This window comes from Streptomyces sp. NPDC006393 (genome assembly GCF_040628575.1).
Taxonomy (GTDB): domain Bacteria; phylum Actinomycetota; class Actinomycetes; order Streptomycetales; family Streptomycetaceae; genus Streptomyces.
The window spans coordinates 35,369-55,105 of the sequence record NZ_JBEXZD010000009.1; the positions used below are offsets into that span (position 1 = coordinate 35,369).

Here is a 19,737-nt window from a genome sequence, read left to right on the forward strand (position 1 = left end):
GCCGGCGACACCGGTGGGGCGGGTGAGGCACTATGGCCGCGATGCACAGAGGACTCGTACACGTACTGGCGTGGTCGCTCGCGACGAGCGCGGCGGTCACGCTGTCGTGGTGGGGTGTGCACACGGTGATGGCGGGCACCGCCTACGACCCGCCGCGCGCCCTGCCCATCACGGCCGCCGGGGCGACCACGCCGGAGTCGGCGCCCCTCGCCTCCTCCACGTACCGGCCGGCCCCGTCGCCGAGCCCGTCGCGGCGGCCGAGCGAGTCGCCGCGCAGCCCGGGCGCCCCCAGCGCCTCGAAGCCGGCGCCCGCCACGGGCACCGCGAGCCCCTCCCCCTCCCCCACCGCCTCCGGCCACGTCAAGAGCTACGACACCGCGGGCGGCCGGGCGGTCTTCGACCTCGGCACCGCCTCGGCCACCCTGGTCTCCGCCACCCCGGGAACGGGCTGGTCGATGCAGGTGTGGAAGACGGAGAGCTGGATCCGGGTGGAGTTCACCTCGGGCACGAACCGGGTGTCGGTCTTCTGCACCTGGCACGACGGGCCACCGCACGTGGAGGTCGGCAACTACTAGGGCCTGCCGGGCGGTCGGAGCCGGCCGGCCCGTCGGACGGTCGTCTCCGTCCGTGGCGGCTGTCTCCGTCCGTGGCGGCCGTCTCCGTCCGTGGCGGTGGTCAGCGGAAGACAGAGGGGGGCGGGACCGGTGAGGCGACCGCCGCGGCGTCGGTGACGGGGAGGGCTCCGCCGGTGAAGTCGGTGAGGGCGCGGCCGTGTTCGACGCGGCCCGGGTGGGGGTCGGAGGCGGCGCGGCGGGTCAGTTCGGCGACCGGCAGCGGGAGGTCGCCGGCGACGAGCACGGCGTTGCCGAAGCGCTTGCCGCGCAGCACGGTCGGGTCGGCGACCAGGGCGAGTTCCCCGAACCGGGTGGCGGCGGTGGCGATCTGGCCGCGGACGTGGGCCAGTGGCGGGCCGTCGGCGAGGTTGGCGGCGTAGAGCCCGCCGGGCTTCAGGGCTCTGCGGACCTCGTCGAGGAACTCCGTCGAGGTGAGGTGGGCGGGCGTACGGGCGCCGCTGAACACGTCCGCGACGATCAGGTCGGCCCAGCCGTCCGGCACCTTGGCGAGTCCCGCGCGGGCGTCCACCGACCGCACCCGGATCCGGGCGCCCGCGTCCAGCGGCAGTGCGCGGCGCACCAGTTGGACGAGGGCCGCGTCCCGTTCGACGACCTGCTGGGTGGAGCGGGGCCGGGTGGCGGCGACGTACCGGGCGAGCGTGAACGCGCCTCCGCCGAGGTGCACGGCGTGGATCGGCTTCCCCGCGGGCGCGGCGAGATCGATGACGTGCCCGAGCCGCCGCTGGTACTCGAAGGACAGATACGCCGGGTCGTCGAGGTCGACGTACGACTGCGGGGCCCCGTCGATCAGCAGGGTCCAGCCCCGTGCCCGCTCCCGGTCGGGTATGAGCTCGGCCAGCCCGCCGTCGACCTGCTCGACGACGGCCTCGGCGGCTCCGCGTTCACGGCGCGGATTCCTGGTCCTTCCCATGGGGCCATTGTCGCAAGCGACGGCGGGCCGCACGCGCGGGCGCCGCTCACGCAGGGGGCCCGTCACGCCGTTCCGGCTCCGTGCCGTCCGGGCCTGTCCGGGCCTCTCCGTGCCTGCCCGGCCCCCTGTGCTCGCGGCATCGGCGCCGCCGGGGCGTCAGCTGCAGCTGTCCGCCGCCTCGATCATCCGGGCCGCCTCGCCCAGGGCGCGCCGGAGCACGGCGGGGTCCGTCGCGAGATCGGCCTCTCCGGGCGGCACCAGCCAGTCCGAGCCCTCCACCGGCGGCTCGGGAGCCAGCCGCAGTCCTCGGCCGTCCGTCCTCGTGCAGGTGCTCCCCGGGACGTCCCAGCCGGCGGCCGTGCCCGCCGGGACCACGAAGCCCAGCGTGTCCCCGCCGTCGTCGTGCAGTACGGGGCCGACGGCGTCCGTCGCCCCGCGGCGCAGGATGTCGACGGCCTCCAAGCCCTGCCGTGCCGGCACCGTCACCAGGTCGCACCCGGCCCCGGTCGCCGCCGTCGGCGGCATCGGCGGCGTCGGCATCGGCGACGGCGCGCGGGAATCGACGCTCCCGTCGGTCTGCATCCCGGCCTCCACCACGCGTACCCCTCCTCGTGAGCGAGCGGGTCGGGAGCCGGGCGGCTCCCGGTCCGCCGGGTTCAACGCGGCACCGCGTCAACGGCTACGCACAAAGTCAGCCGCAAAGGATGGCAGTTCATGGCAGATCGTGGATGAGATATCCGGTTTGTAGCCAAACACTGCGTGGCGGACCGGACACAGCAGGTACGTTCTTGCTCGCCGGAAACAGGGTGTCACTCGGGTAAGTCGGACAACTCATCCTGTATCCGGCATGGTTCGACGGTTCGCACGAGAGGGCCCGGCCATGGCGTCGTCAACGGTGACCTCGTCCCAGTCCCCCCGGCCACCGCGGCCGAATCTCGCCTTCCGGCGACTGCGGGGACACCGCTCGCCGGCCGAGTTCGCCGCGGCGGTGCGGCGGGCCGCCCGCGAGATCGGTGAGCGGGTCAGCTGTGACGCGCGCTACATCGGTCGGGTCGAGGCAGGCGAGATCCGCTGTCCCAACTACGCCTACGAGCGGGTGTTCCTGCACATGTTCCCCGGCCGGACACTCACCGACCTGGGGTTCGCGCCCCGCTCGGCCGTCCGCGGGCGCGCGGCGCGCGTGCCGGCGGACGACGCGCCCCGCCCGCGCGTCACGAGCCAGGAACGCGCCCCGCGTGAGACGCCGGGGGCGTCCCACCCGTATCACCCGTACGAGGAGCACGACCCGTACGGCAGTCAGGACCCGTACGGCAGTGATGACTCGTACTCGTACGGCACGCAGGACCCGTACCACCAGCAGGACCCGTACCACCAGCAAGATCCGTACCACTCGCAGGACCCGTACCACCCGCACGAAGACCACGAGGAGAGCGACGTGCTGCGTCGCGCATTCATGACCCGCGGGGGCGCCACGGTGGCCGCCGCCTCGCTGGGCCCCCTGGGGCTCGCCTTCGACGCCTCGGCCGCGGACCGGCCCGTCCGCCGGGCCGGCGCGAGCGACGCGGGCGCCCTCGAAGAGGCCGTCCGCAGAATCCGGTTGCTCGACGACCGGCACGGCGCGGACGGTCTCTACCGGCGCGCGGCGGCTCCGCTGCGCGCCGCCTACGCGCTGCTCGACGCGGGCGCGACCCGGCAGGCCACCGCCGACCGGCTGCACTCGGGCGCCGGTGAACTGGCCATCTCGGTGGGCTGGCTGGCGCACGACTCCGGCCGCTTCGACGACGCCCGCTCGCACTACGCGGAGGCACTGGCCACCGCGCGCATGACCTCGGACCCCGCCCTGGAGGCGCACGCGTTCTGCAACACGGCGTTCCTCGCGCGGGACGCGGGGCGGCCTCGGGAGGCGGTGCGCGCCGCGCAGGCCGCCCAGCGCGTCGCGCGCGGGCTGGGCTCGGCGCGGCTGATGTCGCTGCTGTCGCTGCGCGAGGCGGGCGGCTGGGCGGGGCTCGCCGACCGCACCGGCTGCGCGCAGGCCCTCACCCGCGCGCAGGCGCTGTACGACCGGGGCACCTCGGACGCCGACCCGGAGTGGATGAGCTTCTACGGCGAGGCCGAGCTCCAGGGCCTGGAGGCGCAGTGCTGGTCCACGCTCGGCGACTGGGAGCGGGCGGCACGGCACGCGCGGCAGGCCGCACGGCTCCAGGACCCCCACTTCACCCGGAACATCGCGCTGTACACGGCCGAGCTGGCCGACGACCTCGCGCGCGGGGGGCGTCCCGACGAGGCGGCGGCCGCCGGAATCCGGGTCCTGGACCTCCTGGACCAGGTCCAGTCCTCCCGCATCCAGACGATGCTGGCGGGAACGGCCCGGGTACTGCTGCCGCACCGGCGGGCCAGCGGGGTGTCCGAGTTCCTGGAGAGGCACGCGAGCACACCACGGTCCTAGGGGGTGTCTCGTCGATCAGGCCGGATCAGGGAGCGGCGGCTGGTGATGGGGGTACCTCCCACGCCGTTCAGGCAGTGAGGGAGCCTCGCAAGGCGGAGGAGGGAGTCGATGCGGAGCATCGGCGACCGACGACAACGCGGCGAGGTGCGGTGCCAGCCACCGCGAGCCCGGCATGATCGGCGAGACACCCCCATGGGGGCGAGCGCCCTCGCCCGGAGTGCCCACGGGCACCGGTCGTTACGCGTCCAGGTGCCCCAGATCGTTCCAGCTCTCGATCGCCGGCTCCCCGTACGCCCACCCCAGCACCGACAGCGACGTCGGATTGAGCCGCATGCGTGCCGCGAAGTCCAGCGGCAGTCCGAGCCAGCGCGCCCCGATCGACCGCAGGATGTGCCCGTGGGCGAAGACCAGCACGTCACGGTCCTCGGCCCGCGCCCAGGCCACCACCTCGTCCGCGCGGGCGGTCACCTCGGCGAGCGTCTCCCCGCCGGGGACGCCGTCGCGCCAGATGAGCCAACCCGGCCGCTCGTCCTGGATCTGCCGCGGCGTGAGGCCCTCGTAGGCGCCGTAGTCCCACTCCATGAGCGCGTCCCAGCGCAGCGCGCGGTCGCCGAAGCCGGCCAGTTCGCACGTCTCACGCGCGCGGGACAGCGGGCTGGTGCGGACCTCGACACCGGGCAGGCCGTCGAAGGGCGGCCGGTGCAGCCGCTCGCCGAGGAGCTTGGCGCCGCGCCGGCCCTCCTCCAGGAGGGGGACGTCGGTCCTGCCGGTGTGCTTGCCGGACAGCGACCACTGCGTCTGTCCGTGCCGGGCCAGCAGGATGCGCGGTGCCATGGGGAGCCTTCCGGGAAAAAGTGCGATCTTCATACGAACCCCTCCATCATCGCGCACCCTGTGCGGGAGCAACCCGAGGGTCGATCTCTGCGTCTTTGAGGGCCGGGGCGCCCCATGAGGCCGGGCGCATACACCGTAAAGTGGCACGACCGGCCGGACACCACCGGAGATCACCGGGAGCCGCAGCACCGACAAGAGCGACGAGAACGGGGAGGGGCATCGGATGCCGCAGACGGAGGCACCGGCACCGCGCACCGAGGCGACCCCGCGGACCCGGCTGCGCTGGTGGACGGAACTGCCGCTGATCCTGCTGGTGTACGGCTGCTACTCGGCGGGCCGGCTGCTGGCCCGCGGTGACGTCTCCAGCGCCGTCGACCACGGACTGGCGATCCTGCGGCTGGAGAAGCTGCTGCGGCTCAACGCCGAGCACCCTCTCAACCGCCTGTTCACGCGCGAGCCCTGGCTCGGCGTGCCGGCCGACTTCTGGTACGCCTCGCTGCACTACGTGGTGACGCCCGCGATCCTGGTGTGGCTGTTCCGGGCGCGCACCGCGCACTACCGCGCGGCCCGCACCTGGCTGATGGGGTCCACCTTCATCGGGCTGATCGGCTTCACGCTGCTGCCGACCTGCCCGCCCCGGCTGCTCTCCCCGGACCACGGCTTCGTGGACACCATGGCCCACTACAGCTCGTACGGCTGGTGGGGCGGCGAGGCCAGCGCACCGCGCGGCATGGGCGGCATGACGAACCAGTACGCGGCCATGCCGAGCCTGCACGTGGGCTGGGCGCTGTGGTGCGGGATCATGCTGTGGCGCCACGGCGGCACGCGCTGGGCGAAGACGGCCGGCGTCGCCTACCCGCTGCTGACCGCGCTGGTGGTCATGGGCACCGCGAACCACTACTTCCTGGACGCGGTGGCGGGCGTGGCCGTGATGGGCGTCGGGCTGCTGCTCGCGCCGTACCTGATGCGGAGCACGGACCGGGCCCGGGCGGTGCTGGCGGCCCGCGTCCCGGCCGTCGCGGGGCGCACGAGCGGTGCGGGCTCCCCGATTGTCAGTGGTGGATGCCAGACTTCGGCGGGTGAGCGAATTCCACGGCAGCGCGAAGCACGGTTCGGTTCCGGAGCCGAGCCGGGTGCCTCCTCCCAGGACGCGGGGGACGGGGCTCCGGCACCGGCTCGCTGAACTGCGCGGCCCCGGTGTGCCGGCCCGGGCGCTGGACGCCCGCGCGCTGGCGGCGCTGGCCGCGAACCCGGGTTGCAGGCGGCGCGCGATCCTGGACGGCGCGGGCGTGGACAAGGCGGCGCTGGCGGGCGCGCTCGGGACGCCTTCGGCGTTCGGCCAGTCCCAGTTCGCCTTCACTCGGGGCAACGCGTTCGAGGCACGGGTCAAGGCCGACGGCGGTGCGGAACTGCTGCGGCTGGCACACCAGCGGCTGGACCCGGGCGCGGAGCCGCCGGGTCGGGACCGGCTTCCGGACCTGACCGCCGCCGGCCCCGAGGGCCGCGCGGAGCGTACGGCGATGGCGCTGCGCGAGGCGACGGCGGCGGGCGGCTGGACGCTGCTGGACCACCCGATGCTCGCCCTGGAGGTGGCCGGCTCCCCCGCCTACCTGGAGCCGGACGCGGTGGCCGTGCACCCGGACGGCAGCTGGACGGTCGTGGAGATCAAGTCGTTCCCGATGCTGGACGGCTCCGCGGACCCGGCGAAGGTCGGCGCGGCGGCGCGCCAGGCCGCGGTGTACGTACTGGCGCTGGAGGACGTCGCCGCCCGGATCGCCCGGGACGTCCGAGATGCTTCCGGCCAGGACGACGCCCTGGACGGGGCGCCCGCCCCGCGCGTGCGCCACCGGGTGCTGCTGGTGTGCCCCAAGGACTTCTCCAACCTGCCCACCGCCTCCGCCGTGGACGTGCGCAAACAGCGCGCGGTGACCGCCCGCCAGCTGGCGCGCCTGACCCGGATCCAGGACATCGCCGACACGATCCCCGAGGGGGTGTGCTTCTCGCCCGAGCTGCCCGCCGAGGAGCTGACGGCCGCGGTCGAGGCGGTCCCGGCGACCTACGCGCCCGAGTGCCTGGCCGCCTGCGAGCTGGCGTTCCACTGCCGGGCACGCTCCCGCGCCCAGGGCGCCGTGACCGCCCTGGGCCGCTCGGTCCGCGCCGAGCTGGGCGGCCTGACCACGGTGGAGGACGTCCTGGCGGCGGCGCACGGCGAGGCCGGCGACCCCGACGACCCGGCGGTGGCCGCCCTGCGCAGGGCGGCACGGCTGCGGGCGGAGGCGCTGAGCGGCCACCAGGAGGCACTCGACGGCCACCCGGCCCACCGGGACCACGCCCACCCGGAGCACCGGGAGGCGGTGTGTCGCTGATCGCCACCCTCGGCCGGCTGGAGGCCGTGCGGGCCGGGCGCGCCCAGCCCGCCGCGACCGTCCGCCACCGGCATCTCTCCGGGCGTCCGCTGGTGTTCGTGCCGCTCACCACCGCCGGTGAGGCCGGCGCCCCGCTGGGCGCGCTGGTCGGCACCGACCGGGACGCGCCCCGGCTGCTGGCCGTGCCGCAGCCGCGCGACCGGGACCTCAGGTTCGCGTTCCTGGCCGAACTGGCCGATGTGATCCTTCCCTACATCGACTCCTACGCCGGAACCGTGGAGGCCGCCGAGCGCACCGAGACCGACCCGGAGACCGGAAAGCGGGTCAAGGTCGAGGTCGAACTGTGCGCGGACGCACCCCAGCTGATCGTGCCGAGCCGCGCGGGCATCGACTTCGTACGGCTGCTCGGACGCTCCATGCGGTTCCGGCGCACCGCCGAACAGGACCCCGAGGCCCCGCACCCGGCGCCGCCGAGGGTGCCGCTGCTGGGACGGTGGCTGACCCACTTCGGGGAGCGGGCCCGGGTGCCCGGCTCCTCGCTGCTGCTGGCGCTCAGCGACGTGCTGGCCCGGCACTGGACCACCGGCCAGTCCAGCCTCGAGGACCAGCACCTGGGGGCGCTGCTGGCGTGGATCACCCCGGCGGAGGGCGTCTCGGGCGCCGAGGCGGCACTGCGCGCGGAGCTCGCGCGGGACGCGGCCGGCCAACTGGAGTGCCCGCCCGCGGGCCCGGCCACCGACCCGGCGTTCGACAACAAGCTGCTCGCCCCCGCCATCGACCGCTACGACCGCGCCCGTACGGCGCTCGCCGCCGCCGAGGACGGCCTGGAGGCCGACGACCGGCTCGGCGCCCTCACCGCGGCCGAGCAGCACATCCGGGCTCTCGTCGAACAGTGCACGCGCCCCACGTGGGAGAAGGTCTGGGACGGACTGGACCTGCTGCGGACGCTGCCCGAGGGTGCGCACGTGGCCGAGCGCTGGACGCGCGACCGCTGGTCGTTCACCGGCCACCGCGACCGGGTGCTGGCCGGCGAGCCGCCGCAGCCGCGCCGCGACGACGCGGTCACCGCCGCGAACAAGCTGGCCGCTCGCGAGCGCGAGCAGGCCCGCCTCGACGCCCAGGAGGCGCTGGACGACCCGCTGGTCATGGCGGGGCGGCGGCTGGCCGGGGAGGCGTTCGCGGGCGAGGTGACCGAGGTGGCCATGGCGTACAGCGAGGGCAGGCGGCCCAGCCCGCGCCCGCTGGTCACCGTGCGCACGGACGACCGGCCGCACCTGGACGAGCGGGCCCGGGCGTACCGCTCGCTGGGCGGGAAGCCGCAGTCGGCGGAGTTCGTGGCCCGCGAGGAGGGCACCGGCCCGGGAGCGGACGGGTCGCTGATCGTGCTGCGGATCCTCGACAAGATGGGGCGCGGCAAGGAGCCCGAGCCCGGTTCCGTGCCGGAGAAGGGCGACCACGTGTGCTTCACGCTGTTCGAGCACGAGCAGCGCGGCGGGGCGAAGCTGCCCGACCCCGAGCAGACCCCGTGGACGCACGGCGGCCCGCCGGGCGAGGAGAGCGTGCCGGAGACTCCGGACCCGGTGACCGAGGAGGATGTGCTGTGACCGCCCCCGCGCACCCCGCCCGGGAACTCCCGGACGGCGCCGCCTTCGACCCGGGGGCGGCGGCCGCCCGCGCCACCGGGGCGATCCTGCGCGACACCCTGCACGGCCAGCACCGCGGTGTCGTCGTCGACTCCCCGCCGGGTGCGGGCAAGTCGACGCTCGTGGTCCGCGCGGCACTGGAGCTGGCCGAGGCCGGGCGGCCGCTGATGGTGGTCGCGCAGACCAACGCGCAGGTCGACGACCTGGTGGTGCGGCTGGCGGAGAAGAACCCCGACCTGCCGGTGGGCCGGCTGCACAGCAGCGACACCGACCCCTACGACAAGGCCCTCGACGACCTGCCGAACGTACGGAAGTCGGCGAAGGCGGCCGATCTCGCCGGTCTGGACGTCGTGCTGTCGACGGCCGCGAAGTGGGCGCATGTGAAGGTCGACGAGCCGTGGCGGCACGCGATCGTCGACGAGGCGTACCAGATGCGCTCCGACGCGCTGCTCGCCGTGGCCGGGCTGTTCGAGCGGGCGCTGTTCGTGGGCGACCCCGGTCAGCTGGACCCGTTCTCGATCGTGGGCGGCGAGCAGTGGGCGGGGCTGTCGTACGACCCGTCGGCGTCCGCGGTGACCACCCTGCTGGCCCACAACCCCGAGCTGCCCCAGCACCGGCTGCCGGTCTCCTGGCGGCTTCCGGCGTCGGCGGCGCCGCTGGTCTCGGACGCGTTCTACCCGTACACGCCGTTCCGCAGCGGCACCGGACCCGGTGACCGGCGGCTCACCTTCGCGGTGCCCTCGGACGGCTCGGGCCCCGACCGGGTGATCGACGAGGCCGCCGAGTCGGGCTGGGGCCTGCTGGAGCTGCCCGCGCGGCACACTCCGCGCACGGACCCCGAGGCCGTGCGGGCGGTGGCGGCGGTCGTGGCGCGGCTGCTGGAGCGGGGCGGGGCCGCCGTCTCGGAGCGGTCCCCGGACCCGGCCCCGCTGACCGCCGACCGGATCGCCGTCGGCACCGCGCACCGGGACCAGGCGGCTGCCGTACGGGCGACGCTGGCGGACCTCGGTGTCACGAACGTCACAGTGGACACGGCGAACCGGCTCCAGGGCCGGGAGTTCGACGTGACCGTGGTCCTGCACCCGCTCTCCGGCCGCCCCGACGCCACCGCCTTCCACCTGGAGACCGGCCGCCTGTGCGTCCTGGCCTCCCGCCACCGGCACGCGTGCATCGTGATCTGCCGCGCGGGAGTCGGCGAACTCCTGGACGACCACCCCTCCACGGAACCGGTCCAGCTGGGCGTCACGGTGAAGTTCCCCGACGGCTGGGAGGCGAACCACGCGGTACTGGCCCGGCTGCGGGAACATCGAGTGGCATGGGCGCCTTGAGAGCCTCTGCGCCTCGAGAACCTCTGCGCCGTGAGAACCCCTGTCTCCGGGCCTTGAGAACCTCCGGGGTGGGTAGTAACTGCCTCGGTCCGGTCCGCGGGGTCCCGCGTGGTCCCCGGGACGGGCAGGTGCCCTTCGGCGACCGCCCCCTTGCGTGGGCGCGGGACAATGGAGGGTGGCCCCCGCAGAGGTGGCACCGATCCGAACCGTACGAGGAGGACACACGATGGCGGAGCCCGAGCCGCGTCGGAACGAGCCGCGGCTACGCCCCGCGCCCCTGATCTTCGAGCCCGCCGAGGCCGCCGCCGACCCCGAGCACTTCTTCGACCTGGAGTCGATCGAGGACCCCCGGGCGCTGCTGGCGCGGGCGACCGAGCTGACGCTCGCCTTCCGCGCGGCGGCCGACCGTGCCGTGGAGTTCCAGGCGATCGCGGCGGCGCAGCTCGCCGACCCGCGGCGGTTCGACCGGCTGAGCCCGGCGGACATCGCCCAGCGCGCGGAGTGGACCGAGGACTACGCCAAGAAGATGGTCGAGTTCGGGCGGGACCTGCTGCGCGGAGCCGAGGGGCTGCACGCCAATCCGGCCGACCCCGTCTGACGCTTCGCCGCCGTCCGGCGACATGTCCGCCGCCGTCCGGCGACATGTCCGCCGCCGTACGACGACGTTTCCGCCCCCTGGACGCTCCCCCGCCCGACTGCATCGGCATATGCCAGGTGGGCAAGATACTCCCCGCCTCTCCCTTCTGTCCCGGTTTCCGGCAACCCTGGGAAAGGTTCCCCTCACGGTCGGTAGACGTATCCACATGAGCCGCACAGGGAAGCAACCGCTCGCCGACCGCCTCGACCTCGCGGCAGGCCGCCGTTCCGACGCCTTCGACGCCTCCGGCACCTCCGGCACCTCCGACGCCGTCGGTGTCACCGCGGACGGCGCGGCCTGGCTCGCCTCGGCGGGCCCGTATCCGCGCAGCACGCTCGCGTTCTGGCGGGAGCGGCCGGACGCGCCGGTCGTGCTGCCCTGCGGCGCCGCATTCGACGTGGTCAGCGCCCCGGCGATCTTCGGCCGCCGGATGCTGGACCGGCTGTGGGAGGAGGGCCCGGGGACGGGCCCGGTGGCCGTCCACCGGGGGCGGATGCTGCTGTTCGCCGCCCCGGGCACCGCGCAGCGGCTGCCGTCGCTGCTGGAGTGGGAGGAGTGGGGGTCCCGGGCCCGTCAGGACGGTTCCGGGCGCGCCGGCGGCGTACCCCCCTTGCTGTGCCACGGCAACGGTGACGCGGTGACCGTGCCGGCCCCGGTCGGCGGCCCCGGGCTCATGCGGTCCGCGTCCCGCTGGCTGGTCGCCCCGGACGCCCGCCACCCGTGGCTGCCCGGCCCGGAGATCCTGCTCTGGGCGGCCGTACGGGCGGCCCGCGCGGCCGTACGGATTTCGATTTTTCCTCCCGCCGACCAGGATGCTAATGTCTACGACGTCAGCAGGCGCCGCTAGCTCAGTTGGTTAGAGCAGCTGACTCTTAATCAGCGGGTCCGGGGTTCGAGTCCCTGGCGGCGCACGATGGCGATGGCGAGGCGTGTTCGCGGAAAGCGCGAACCGGCCTCGCCATCGTTGTTTTTGCGCGGCTTCGCCGCGCGTTGTGGGGGCTTCGCCACCCACACCCCCCTGCGTCGCTCCCGCACCCCTACGTCACTCCGGCACCTCTGCGTCGTCCCCGCACCTCTGCATCGTCCCCGCAACCCTGCGTCGTCCCCGCAACCCTGCGTCGTCCCCGCACCTCTGCATCGTCCCCGCAACCCTGCGTCGTCCCCCCACCTCTGCGTCGCTTCGCCCCTGGGCCGCTCCCTTCGTGCCGTCCTCGGCCTATGCCCACTCCGCGCCGCGCCCTCGTGGGGTCAGCCTGGTTGGGCCGTGGGGTAGCCGGGTGTGATCTTGACCGTGTACGCGCCCGAGGGCGTACGGTCCTCCACCTCCACACGGACACCGTCGCGCGGCACCGTGAAGCTCTCCCCCACGCCGATGGGCGCGTCCGCGAGCGGCGGGTAGACGGAGCTCCCCGAGCAAGCCGAGGTGTGCGGATGGGCGTCGATCACCTGCACGGGGCCGCCGCCCGACTCCGTACCGCTGCGCACCCGGTACACCAGCACCCCCTCCCGGCACCCGGCGACGTCGCTCCCGATCGACTCCCGCACTTCGAACGCCAGCGCGCTGTCGCTCCCGGTCCGCACCACCGCGAGCTTGGTGCCGCCGCCCAGCCCGAACATCGGCGGCCCGGCGGCACCCGTCGCCGGCGACTGCTCATCCGGCACGTCCCCGCCCGCCGGGCCCACCTCCACCGGTTCCAGTGTCAGCCGGGTCGGCCCGGTTCCCCGCACACACGCCACCTGACGGGGGTTCAGCCAGCCGAGTTTCCACTTGTGCCAGGCGAACAGGTCCGGGGAGAGCGCGAACTGGCTGCCCATCAGGTCCCAGTCGCCCACATAGGTGTCCCAGTCGCCCTTGTCGTCCGAGGGCCGGTGGTACAGGTCCGGCAGGTCGAAGACGTGCCCGGTCTCGTGGGCGAGCACCAGCCGGTCCGGGGGGTGGCGTTCGAACACCGTCACCACCCGCCGGATGTCCGTGTGGTCGGCCCGCAGCGGGGTGTCGAGGTTGACGACCTTCGTGGCGTCCGAGTCGACGCCCGGCGCGTCCGGATCGGCGACGAAGTAGACGACCTGGTACCGCGAGAAGTCCACCTGCTTGTCGGCGGCCGCGAGGGCGTCACGCAGGTAGGCGGCCCGGTCGGCGGGGTTCCAGTCGCGGTGCATGGCGTACGCGGTGGACGGCCGGGGCATCCGGATCCAGCGCTTCAGCGGATGCGGGCGCAGCGCGAACCGGCCGTAGGACGCCCGTGCGTAGAACTGGGTGGTGGCCGGGAAGTGGTCGGCGGCGAGTTCGGCCGGGGTGGTGAGCGGGGTCGAGTCGGGGAAGGACAGGAAGACCATCACGGCGTCGATCGGCTTGGTGGGCCGGGCGTAGGCGGCGTTCCAGGTGTCCACCCCCTCGGAGTGGTGCGCGTCGGTCCGCCGCAGCTCGCAGGGCGCCGGCGAGAAGGGCTCGGCGACCGAGGGACCGCTCAGGATGGAGGTGGCGGCGACCGCGGACAGGACGCTGAACACGGCCGCCGTGCTGCGCAGTCGGGGCCGCGCCGCCGTCCCGGTCAGCGCTTTGACGGCGTCACGGCTGAGCGCCTTCAAAGGGAGCTGACGCGGCACAGGGACCTCCGGGTGCGGTTCGCGGGGACACCGCACCCAGCCTGTGGGAGTTTGTAGGTGTACGCCTTGTTTGTCTGCACCGGAAGGGTGAGGGAAGGGTGAGTGGCACGAGTTCGCGCGGCACGAGGCCGTCGCCTGACCGGTGTTCGCGGCCGGGGGCGGTACGGCGTTCGCGGCCGTGGCGGATCCGGAAGGCGACACCCCCGAACCGCTCACGGAACGTCACAAGTGGTCGGCCGTCAGAAGAACCCGTCCAGGCGCGAGCAGAAACGATCTGGCAGAAGGACCCGCCGCGCGGCAGGACCGGCAAGTGGCTGGAACGGGTCAGGCGCCGGCATCTATGATCGGCACACTTTCCTGGCACTTCCTGCGCGGACACGGGCCCGGCGGCCGTGCGTCACCCGGCCGGCCACCCGACGAGACCGATACGAAGACCGAGTGCACTGCGGGAGCGAGCGGTGAGCGGAACGTCCGAGGGGCCGACGCCCGCGGCAGACCTCATCCGGCCGAAAGTCACACAGAGTGATGTTACGAAGCCGTCCGGTACCGGGCCGCGCGTGGCCGCCGCCGACGAGGGGGCCGTCGCGGCCACCTCCCCGGCCCCTCCCGCGCCGCCCGGGACCGACCCCTCCGTGCCCTCCCCGGCCGGTCTGACCGGCCCCTCCGACCCGGCTCCGGCGCCCGTGCCGACGCCCCCGCCGGGTCCCCTCCGCGCCCCCGGCCTCACTCCGATGGCGGAACCGGCCTCCACGCCGCTCGAATTCACCGACTTGGCCGAGTCCCCGCAGGACCCCCGACTCCCGCAGGACGCCCGCCCCTCGCCGGACCACCGACTCGCGCAGGACGCCCGCCCCTCGCCGGACCACCGATCCGCGCAGGACGCCCGCCCTTCGCAGAGCCCCCACCCCGCCCCCTCCGGCCAGCCCTTCCGCTCGGTCTTCGACGCCGCTCCCCTCGCGATGGCGGTCCTCGACGGCGATGGCCTGGTCGTCAGCGCCAACGACACCTTCGGCGCGCTGCTCGGCACCGGGCCCGGCGAACTCGCCGGGCAGGCCGCCGCCGACCTGGTCGACCTGGCCTCCGACGCCCGCACCTGGCACGCCTACCGCGAGGTCCTGCGCGGCCGGCAGGCCCGGCTGCGCTGCACCCGCCGCCTCAAACACGCCGACGGCCGCTCCCTGTGGGTCCAGGTCACGGTCGCCCCCCTGCCGCCCGAGAGCCCACCAGGACCTACCGGACCGCCCGGCGTGCTGCTGTCCATCGCCGACGTCAGCGCCCGGCGCGAACTCCAGGCCCGGCTGCGGCATGTGCGGATGCACGACCCGGTGACCCGGCTGCCCAACCGCACGCTGTTCTTCGAGCGCCTGTCGGCCGCACTGGAGGCGGAGCCGACGGCGCCGGCTCGGTCGTACGACGAGGAGCGCGGCGGGACCGGCCGGATCGGCCTGTGCTACCTGGACCTCGACGGCTTCAAGGCGGTCAACGACACCCTCGGCCACCGCGTCGGCGACCGGCTGCTCGCGGCCGTGGCCCAGCGGCTGACGAGCTGCGCCGACGCGGCCGCGCACGGCCAGGCCGGCGCCCCGCTGGTGGCCCGGCTGGGCGGCGACGAGTTCGCGCTGCTCGTCGAGGACTCCACCGGCACCGAGCAACTCGCCGGCCTCGCCGAGTCGGTGCTGACGGCGCTTCAGGAGCCGTTCGAGATCTCCGGCAGACGGCTGTCGGTGTCGGCGTCGATCGGCGTGGTCGAGCGACGGACGGCCGGGACCTCGGCCACCGCCCTGATGCAGGCGGCCGACACCACCCTGTACTGGGCGAAGGCGGACGGCAGGGCGCGCTGGACCCTGTTCGACCCCGAGCGCAACGCTCACCGCATGACCCGTCAGGCGCTGGTGTCCACGCTGCGCGCGGCCGTCGAGCGGGGCGAGTTCACGCTGGAGTACCAGCCGCTGGTCGGCATGGACGACGGGCGGCTGCGCGGGGTCGAGGCGCTGGTGCGCTGGCGCCACCCGCAGTTCGGTGTGCTGACGCCGAATCGGTTCATCACACTGGCGGAGGAGGACGGCTCGATCGTGCCGCTCGGCCGCTGGATCCTGGCCACCGCCTGCCGCCAGGCCCGGCGCTGGCAGCTGGACCACCCGGACGAGCCGCCGATCTTCGTCAGCGTCAACGTGGCGGTCCGCCAGGTGTGGGACTCCGACCTGGTCGCGGACGTGGCCCGGGTGCTGGCGGAGACCGGACTGGCGCCGCATCTGCTCCAGTTGGAGCTGACCGAGTCGGCGGTGATGGGCTCGGCCGGACGGCCGCTCCAGGCACTGCGAGCCCTGAGCGACATGGGCGTGCACATCGCCATCGACGACTTCGGCACCGGCTACTCCAACCTCGCCTACCTCAGCCGGCTGCCGGTGTCGGCGCTGAAGCTGGACGGGTCCTTCGTCCGCGGTTTCCAGTACGAGGAACGACAGGCGCGGGAGGCGGAGACCCGGGAGGTGGAGGCCCGGCAGACGGAGCCCCGGAAGGTGGAGGCCAGGCAGGCGGAGGCCCGGCGGGCGCGGACGCGGGAGGCCGCGGTGAACCGGCCGAGCCCCGCCGACGAGGTGATCGTGGAGGCGATGATCCAGCTGGCCCACCGGCTGGGGCTGACGGTCACCGCCGAGTGTGTGGAGACCTCCGACCAGGCCAGCCGGCTGCGTCGCATCGGCTGCGACACCGGGCAGGGCTGGCTGTACTCCCGGCCGGTGCCGCCGGACCGCATCTCCGAACTCCTCGACGGCCACGCCTGCGGACGCCGGTAGCGGCGTCCACCCTCCGACAGCGGGTCCGCGCTCCGGCAGCGAGCCCCTAGGCTGCGCCGGGCAACCCGTAGGCGTCCGCGATGAGTTCGTAGCTGCGCAGGCGCACGTCCCCGCTGTGGGCGTTGCTCGTGATCATCAGCTCGTCGGCGTCGGTGCGCTTGCGGAGGTCGTCGAGGCCGGAGCGGACCTCGTCGGGTGTGCCGTGGATGACGTTGGCCGTCCAGGAGGCGATGAACTCCTCCTCCATCGGGCTGAATTCGTAGGCCTCGGCCTCCTCCGGGGTGGGGACGAGGCCGGGCCGGCCGGTGCGCAGCCGGACCATGTTCAGGGCGGCGGCCCGCACCTGACGGCGGGCTTCCCGCTCCTCGTCGGTGGCGAGGGCGGCGACGCCGATCAGGGCGTAGGGGGCGTCGAGCACCGAGCTGGGCCGGAACGACTCGCGGTACAGGTCCAGGGCCGGGACGGTGTTCTGCGCGGAGAAGTGGTGGGCGAAGGCGAACGGCAGGCCGAGCATGCCGGCCAGGCGGGCGCTGAAGCCGGAGGAGCCGAGCAGCCAGATCGGCGGCCGGTGCGGGGACTGCACGCCGCCCGGGGAGGTGGCCTGGACCGGGCCGGGGACGGCGTGGATGCGGCGGTAGGGGTGGCCGTCGGGGAAGTCGTCGTCGAGGAAGCGGGTGAGTTCGGCGAGCTGCTGGGGGAAGTCGTCGGCGCCCTCGTTCAGGTGGTCGGTGCGGCGCAGGGCGGCGGCGGTGGCGCCGTCGGTGCCGGGGGCCCGGCCGAGGCCGAGGTCGATCCGGCCGGGGGCCATGGCCTCCAGGGTGCCGAACTGCTCGGCGATGACCAGCGGGGCGTGGTTGGGCAGCATGACGCCGCCCGAGCCGAGGCGGATGCGCTCGGTGTGGGCGGCGAGGTGGGCGAGGATCACGGCCGGTGAGGAGGAGGCGACGCCCGGCATGGAGTGGTGCTCGGCGACCCAGTAGCGGTGGTAGCCCCTGGCCTCGGCGATGCGGGACATCGCGACACTGGTGCGCAGCGCGTCGGTGGCGGTGCGGCCCGCTCCGACGGTCACCAGGTCCAGTACGGAGAGGGGTACGGGTGCGGTGCCGTGGGCTTCGCCGCGGATCTCGTTCGCCAACACGGGGGCGCCTCCTGTGTGTGCCGTGCGCTGTCCTGCCTGCGCGGCGTTAACAGGAGACGCTCTCCGCTTATTCCCTCACCCGTCTCTCAGGCCGCGAGCACGTGGCCCGGGTGCAGGACCACCTTCGTGTAGCCCTCGATCCGCTTGTCGAACTTCTCGTACGCCTGGGGCGCCTGTTCCAGCGGCAGCTCGTGGGAGACCACGAAGCTGGGCTTGGCCCGCCCGGCGATGATCAGGTCGCGCAGCTGGCGGTTGTACCGCTTGACGTTGCACTGGCCGGTGCCCATCTGCTGGCCCTTCTCGAACATCCGGCCGATGGAGACCAGCAGCTGGCCGTGCCTGGCGTGCTCGTCGGGGCCACCCGGGTCGGAGGGGACGTACAGGCCGGGCACGCCGAGCATGCCGGTGGGCCGTACCGTCTCCACGAGCGTGTTCAGGACGACGGCGGGCTCCTCGTGGCCGACGTCCTTGTGCGACTGGGCCTGGTAGCCGACGGCGTCCACGCCCTTGTCGGTGCCCTCGCCGCCCGTCTGCTCCTTGATCTGCTGGGCCGGGTCGCCCTTGGTGAAGTCGATGGGGATGGCCCCGATCTCCTCGGCCTTGGCGAGCCGCTCGGGCACCCGGTCCACCGAGAACACCTTGGCCGCACCGCGCAGCAGCGCCGAGTAGGCGGCCATCAGCCCCACCGGACCGGCACCGAAGACGGCCACGGACTCACCCGGCGAGACCTGGGCAAGTTCACAGCCGTGGTAGCCGGTCGGGAAGATGTCCGCGAGCAGCACGAAGTCCGTCTCGTGCTCCTCCCCGGGCGGCAGCTTCAGGCAGTTGAAGTCGGCGTAGGGCACGCGCACCCGCTCCGCCTGGCCCCCGAGGAAGGGGCCCATCGCCACGTATCCGTAGGCTCCGCCGGCGAAGCCGGGGTTGACCGTCAGGCAGAACCCGGTCTTTTCCGCGAGGCAGTTCTTGCAGAACCCGCACGCGACGTTGAACGGCATCACGACCCGGTCGCCCTCGGACAGGGAGGTCACACCGCTGCCGACCTCCTCGACGATGCCGAGGTTCTCGTGCCCGAAGACGATGCCCGGCTCCGCGGCCGTGCGGCCCTCGTACATGTGCAGGTCCGAGCCGCAGATCGCGGAGGACGTGACCCGGACGATCACATCGTTGGGGTGCTGGATCCGCGGGTCGTCGACCTCTCGCACCACCACGTTGTAGGGCTTCTCATAGACGACGGCTTTCACCTGGGTCACCTCCGCGTCGGACGCTGGCCGCCGACGGCGACGACGGGCCGCTGCCGGGGACGGGGACACACAGGGGCGGGGACACACAGGCCGGGCCGACCGGGCCGCCGGGTGCTGCCGTGGGCCCCGGGGCGTTCTCGCTGCACCGCCGGACACTTCCAGGTAACGCCCCCGCGACGGGGGCCGCAACCGCGCCCGGCCTACCCGAACACACTCGGACATACCCGGGCGGCCTCACACCTGGACGATCGGCTCCCGCATGAACAGCGCGCCCAGGTCGGGCGCGTTGACCCGGCGGTCGGTGAGCCTCAGCCCCTCCCACACGGTCACCTGGTTCGCGGTGAGCACCGGTTTGCCGAGCCGCTCCTCCAGGGCCGGGATGTGGGAGACGGTGTGCAGGGCCGTGTCCGGCAGGAGCAGCGCCCCGGCCCCGGTGGTGTCCACGGCTCCTGCCAGGGCCAGCACCTCCGGCTCGCCCCAGCCGGCCACCTCGGCCGCGGTGGCGGCACCGCCGCTGTGCTCGGCGACCACCTCGACGCCACCGGCCCGCAGGAAGTCCACGAACAGGGCGGTCACGTCCTCGGGGTACGGCGACGCGACCGCGACACGCCGTGCGCCGATCTCCCGCACCGCGTGCACGAAGCCGAAGGAGGTGGAGGAGGCCGGCATGCCGGCGGCGCGGGCGAGGGTGCGCACCTGCGTGTGGGCGTCGTGCCGGCCCGGCCCGAAGCCGCCGCTGGTGCTCGCCCACACCACCGCCTCCGCGCCGGCCAGCCGCAGCCCCTCGACCTTCCGCGTCAGCCGCTCGGCCGGGACCGCCTCGCGCACCGCCGCCGCCCGGTAGGCGTCCTCGCAGCCGACGTGCACCAGGTCCACCCGAATGTCACTGCCCAGGAGTTGCTCGATGCGTGGATAGTCGTCGTCGGCGAAGTGGCCCGGGTAGAGGACTCCGAGTGCGGTCATGACCAGCCTTTCCGCTGTTCTTGGGGGCAGTACGGGCACGGCGCCCGCCGAGTCGTCCGGCAGCGCCTGGCAGGTTCCACCGCTCGGGTACCCAGCTGTCGCGACACCGTTGCACCTGGTGACCTGGTCGGCCGGGACGACCGGGATGCGCGGTGAGGCTTTCGCCTCCGCTCGTCGGCGTCGCGAAACGGAAG

General features: G+C 74.1%; 16 protein-coding genes and 1 tRNA gene. 10 read left to right on the forward strand and 7 right to left on the reverse strand.

Annotation, left to right across the window (positions count from 1 at the left end; all coding sequences use genetic code 11):
• Window positions 1-41: 41 nt before the first annotated feature.
• Complete coding sequence (locus ABZ484_RS06665) at window positions 42-575, forward strand: hypothetical protein (protein ID WP_358864782.1); 534 nt, start codon at window positions 42-44, stop codon at window positions 573-575.
• Between the two features lie 100 nt (window positions 576-675).
• Here ABZ484_RS06665 and ABZ484_RS06670 read toward each other — a convergent pair whose 3' ends face one another.
• On the reverse strand, window positions 676-1,545 hold the full coding sequence (locus ABZ484_RS06670) for a fused MFS/spermidine synthase (RefSeq protein WP_358864783.1): 870 nt from the start codon (window positions 1,543-1,545) through the stop codon (window positions 676-678).
• Window positions 1,546-1,701: 156 nt separating this feature from the next.
• The gene (locus ABZ484_RS06675; RefSeq protein ID WP_358864858.1) at window positions 1,702-2,085 is read right to left on the reverse strand and encodes a hypothetical protein; all 384 of its coding nucleotides are present in this window, start codon (window positions 2,083-2,085) and stop codon (window positions 1,702-1,704) included.
• A 340-nt stretch (window positions 2,086-2,425) separates the two neighbouring features.
• On the opposite strand from ABZ484_RS06675, the gene ABZ484_RS06680 reads away from it, so the two are divergent.
• Window positions 2,426-3,991, forward strand: a complete 1,566-nt coding sequence (locus ABZ484_RS06680; protein ID WP_358864784.1) for a hypothetical protein — start codon at window positions 2,426-2,428, stop codon at window positions 3,989-3,991.
• Window positions 3,992-4,228: 237 nt separating this feature from the next.
• On the opposite strand, the gene ABZ484_RS06685 is transcribed toward ABZ484_RS06680, so the two are convergent.
• A complete protein-coding gene (locus ABZ484_RS06685) occupies window positions 4,229-4,825 on the reverse strand; it encodes a histidine phosphatase family protein (RefSeq protein WP_358864859.1) in 597 nt (198 codons plus the stop codon).
• Between the two features lie 223 nt (window positions 4,826-5,048).
• On the opposite strand from ABZ484_RS06685, the gene ABZ484_RS06690 reads away from it, so the two are divergent.
• From ABZ484_RS06690 to ABZ484_RS06720, 7 genes are all read left to right on the forward strand, one after another.
• Complete coding sequence (locus ABZ484_RS06690; protein ID WP_358864785.1) at window positions 5,049-6,008, forward strand: phosphatase PAP2 family protein; 960 nt, start codon at window positions 5,049-5,051, stop codon at window positions 6,006-6,008.
• Window positions 5,959-7,191 (forward strand): hypothetical protein, encoded by a 1,233-nt coding sequence (locus tag ABZ484_RS06695; RefSeq protein ID WP_358864860.1) that lies wholly within the window; start codon window positions 5,959-5,961, stop codon window positions 7,189-7,191. The genes ABZ484_RS06690 and ABZ484_RS06695 overlap by 50 nt, the downstream gene beginning before the upstream one ends.
• Window positions 7,182-8,795: a hypothetical protein gene (locus ABZ484_RS06700; RefSeq protein WP_358864786.1), complete on the forward strand. Its 1,614-nt coding sequence runs from the start codon at window positions 7,182-7,184 to the stop codon at window positions 8,793-8,795. The genes ABZ484_RS06695 and ABZ484_RS06700 overlap by 10 nt, the downstream gene beginning before the upstream one ends.
• Entirely contained in the window at window positions 8,792-10,162 is a 1,371-nt protein-coding gene (locus tag ABZ484_RS06705; protein WP_358864787.1) for an AAA family ATPase, read from the forward strand. Before ABZ484_RS06700 ends, ABZ484_RS06705 begins: the two co-directional genes overlap by 4 nt.
• A gap of 226 nt (window positions 10,163-10,388) precedes the next feature.
• Window positions 10,389-10,760 (forward strand): hypothetical protein, encoded by a 372-nt coding sequence (locus ABZ484_RS06710; RefSeq protein ID WP_358864788.1) that lies wholly within the window; start codon window positions 10,389-10,391, stop codon window positions 10,758-10,760.
• 205 nt (window positions 10,761-10,965) lie between these two features.
• Window positions 10,966-11,646, forward strand: coding sequence for a bifunctional DNA primase/polymerase (locus ABZ484_RS06715; RefSeq protein WP_358864789.1), 681 nt, complete (start codon window positions 10,966-10,968; stop codon window positions 11,644-11,646).
• Window positions 11,637-11,710 (forward strand) — tRNA-Lys (locus ABZ484_RS06720). Before ABZ484_RS06715 ends, ABZ484_RS06720 begins: the two co-directional genes overlap by 10 nt.
• 337 nt (window positions 11,711-12,047) lie before the next feature.
• On the opposite strand, the gene ABZ484_RS06725 is transcribed toward ABZ484_RS06720, so the two are convergent.
• On the reverse strand, window positions 12,048-13,406 hold the full coding sequence (locus ABZ484_RS06725; protein WP_358864790.1) for a M6 family metalloprotease domain-containing protein: 1,359 nt from the start codon (window positions 13,404-13,406) through the stop codon (window positions 12,048-12,050).
• Between the two features lie 959 nt (window positions 13,407-14,365).
• On the opposite strand from ABZ484_RS06725, the gene ABZ484_RS06730 reads away from it, so the two are divergent.
• The gene (locus ABZ484_RS06730) at window positions 14,366-16,201 is read left to right on the forward strand and encodes an EAL domain-containing protein (RefSeq protein ID WP_358864861.1); all 1,836 of its coding nucleotides are present in this window, start codon (window positions 14,366-14,368) and stop codon (window positions 16,199-16,201) included.
• Window positions 16,202-16,247: 46 nt separating this feature from the next.
• Here ABZ484_RS06730 and ABZ484_RS06735 read toward each other — a convergent pair whose 3' ends face one another.
• The 3 genes from ABZ484_RS06735 to ABZ484_RS06745 all read right to left on the reverse strand — a co-directional run bounded on the left by ABZ484_RS06735 (window position 16,248) and on the right by ABZ484_RS06745 (window position 19,543).
• A complete protein-coding gene (locus ABZ484_RS06735) occupies window positions 16,248-17,336 on the reverse strand; it encodes an LLM class flavin-dependent oxidoreductase (protein WP_358864862.1) in 1,089 nt (362 codons plus the stop codon).
• Between the two features lie 89 nt (window positions 17,337-17,425).
• Complete coding sequence (locus ABZ484_RS06740; protein ID WP_358864791.1) at window positions 17,426-18,580, reverse strand: glutathione-independent formaldehyde dehydrogenase; 1,155 nt, start codon at window positions 18,578-18,580, stop codon at window positions 17,426-17,428.
• A 234-nt stretch (window positions 18,581-18,814) separates the two neighbouring features.
• Window positions 18,815-19,543 (reverse strand): decarboxylase, encoded by a 729-nt coding sequence (locus ABZ484_RS06745; protein ID WP_358864792.1) that lies wholly within the window; start codon window positions 19,541-19,543, stop codon window positions 18,815-18,817.
• Between the last annotated feature and the right edge of the window lie 194 nt (window positions 19,544-19,737).

Excerpts from the sequence above, each read along its gene's own strand:
- ABZ484_RS06690 (WP_358864785.1), top strand. The coding sequence starts at position 5,049 with ATGCCGCAGACGGAGGCACCGGCACCGCGCACCGAGGCGACCCCGCGG.
- ABZ484_RS06745 (WP_358864792.1), bottom strand. The coding sequence starts at position 19,543 with ATGACCGCACTCGGAGTCCTCTACCCGGGCCACTTCGCCGACGACGAC.
- ABZ484_RS06665 (WP_358864782.1), top strand. The coding sequence starts at position 42 with ATGCACAGAGGACTCGTACACGTACTGGCGTGGTCGCTCGCGACGAGC.
- ABZ484_RS06715 (WP_358864789.1), top strand. The coding sequence starts at position 10,966 with ATGAGCCGCACAGGGAAGCAACCGCTCGCCGACCGCCTCGACCTCGCG.
- ABZ484_RS06730 (WP_358864861.1), top strand. The coding sequence starts at position 14,366 with ATGGCGGTCCTCGACGGCGATGGCCTGGTCGTCAGCGCCAACGACACC.
- ABZ484_RS06670 (WP_358864783.1), bottom strand. The coding sequence starts at position 1,545 with ATGGGAAGGACCAGGAATCCGCGCCGTGAACGCGGAGCCGCCGAGGCC.
- ABZ484_RS06680 (WP_358864784.1), top strand. The coding sequence starts at position 2,426 with ATGGCGTCGTCAACGGTGACCTCGTCCCAGTCCCCCCGGCCACCGCGG.
- ABZ484_RS06710 (WP_358864788.1), top strand. The coding sequence starts at position 10,389 with ATGGCGGAGCCCGAGCCGCGTCGGAACGAGCCGCGGCTACGCCCCGCG.
- ABZ484_RS06675 (WP_358864858.1), bottom strand. The coding sequence starts at position 2,085 with ATGCCGACGCCGCCGATGCCGCCGACGGCGGCGACCGGGGCCGGGTGC.
- ABZ484_RS06685 (WP_358864859.1), bottom strand. The coding sequence starts at position 4,825 with ATGGCACCGCGCATCCTGCTGGCCCGGCACGGACAGACGCAGTGGTCG.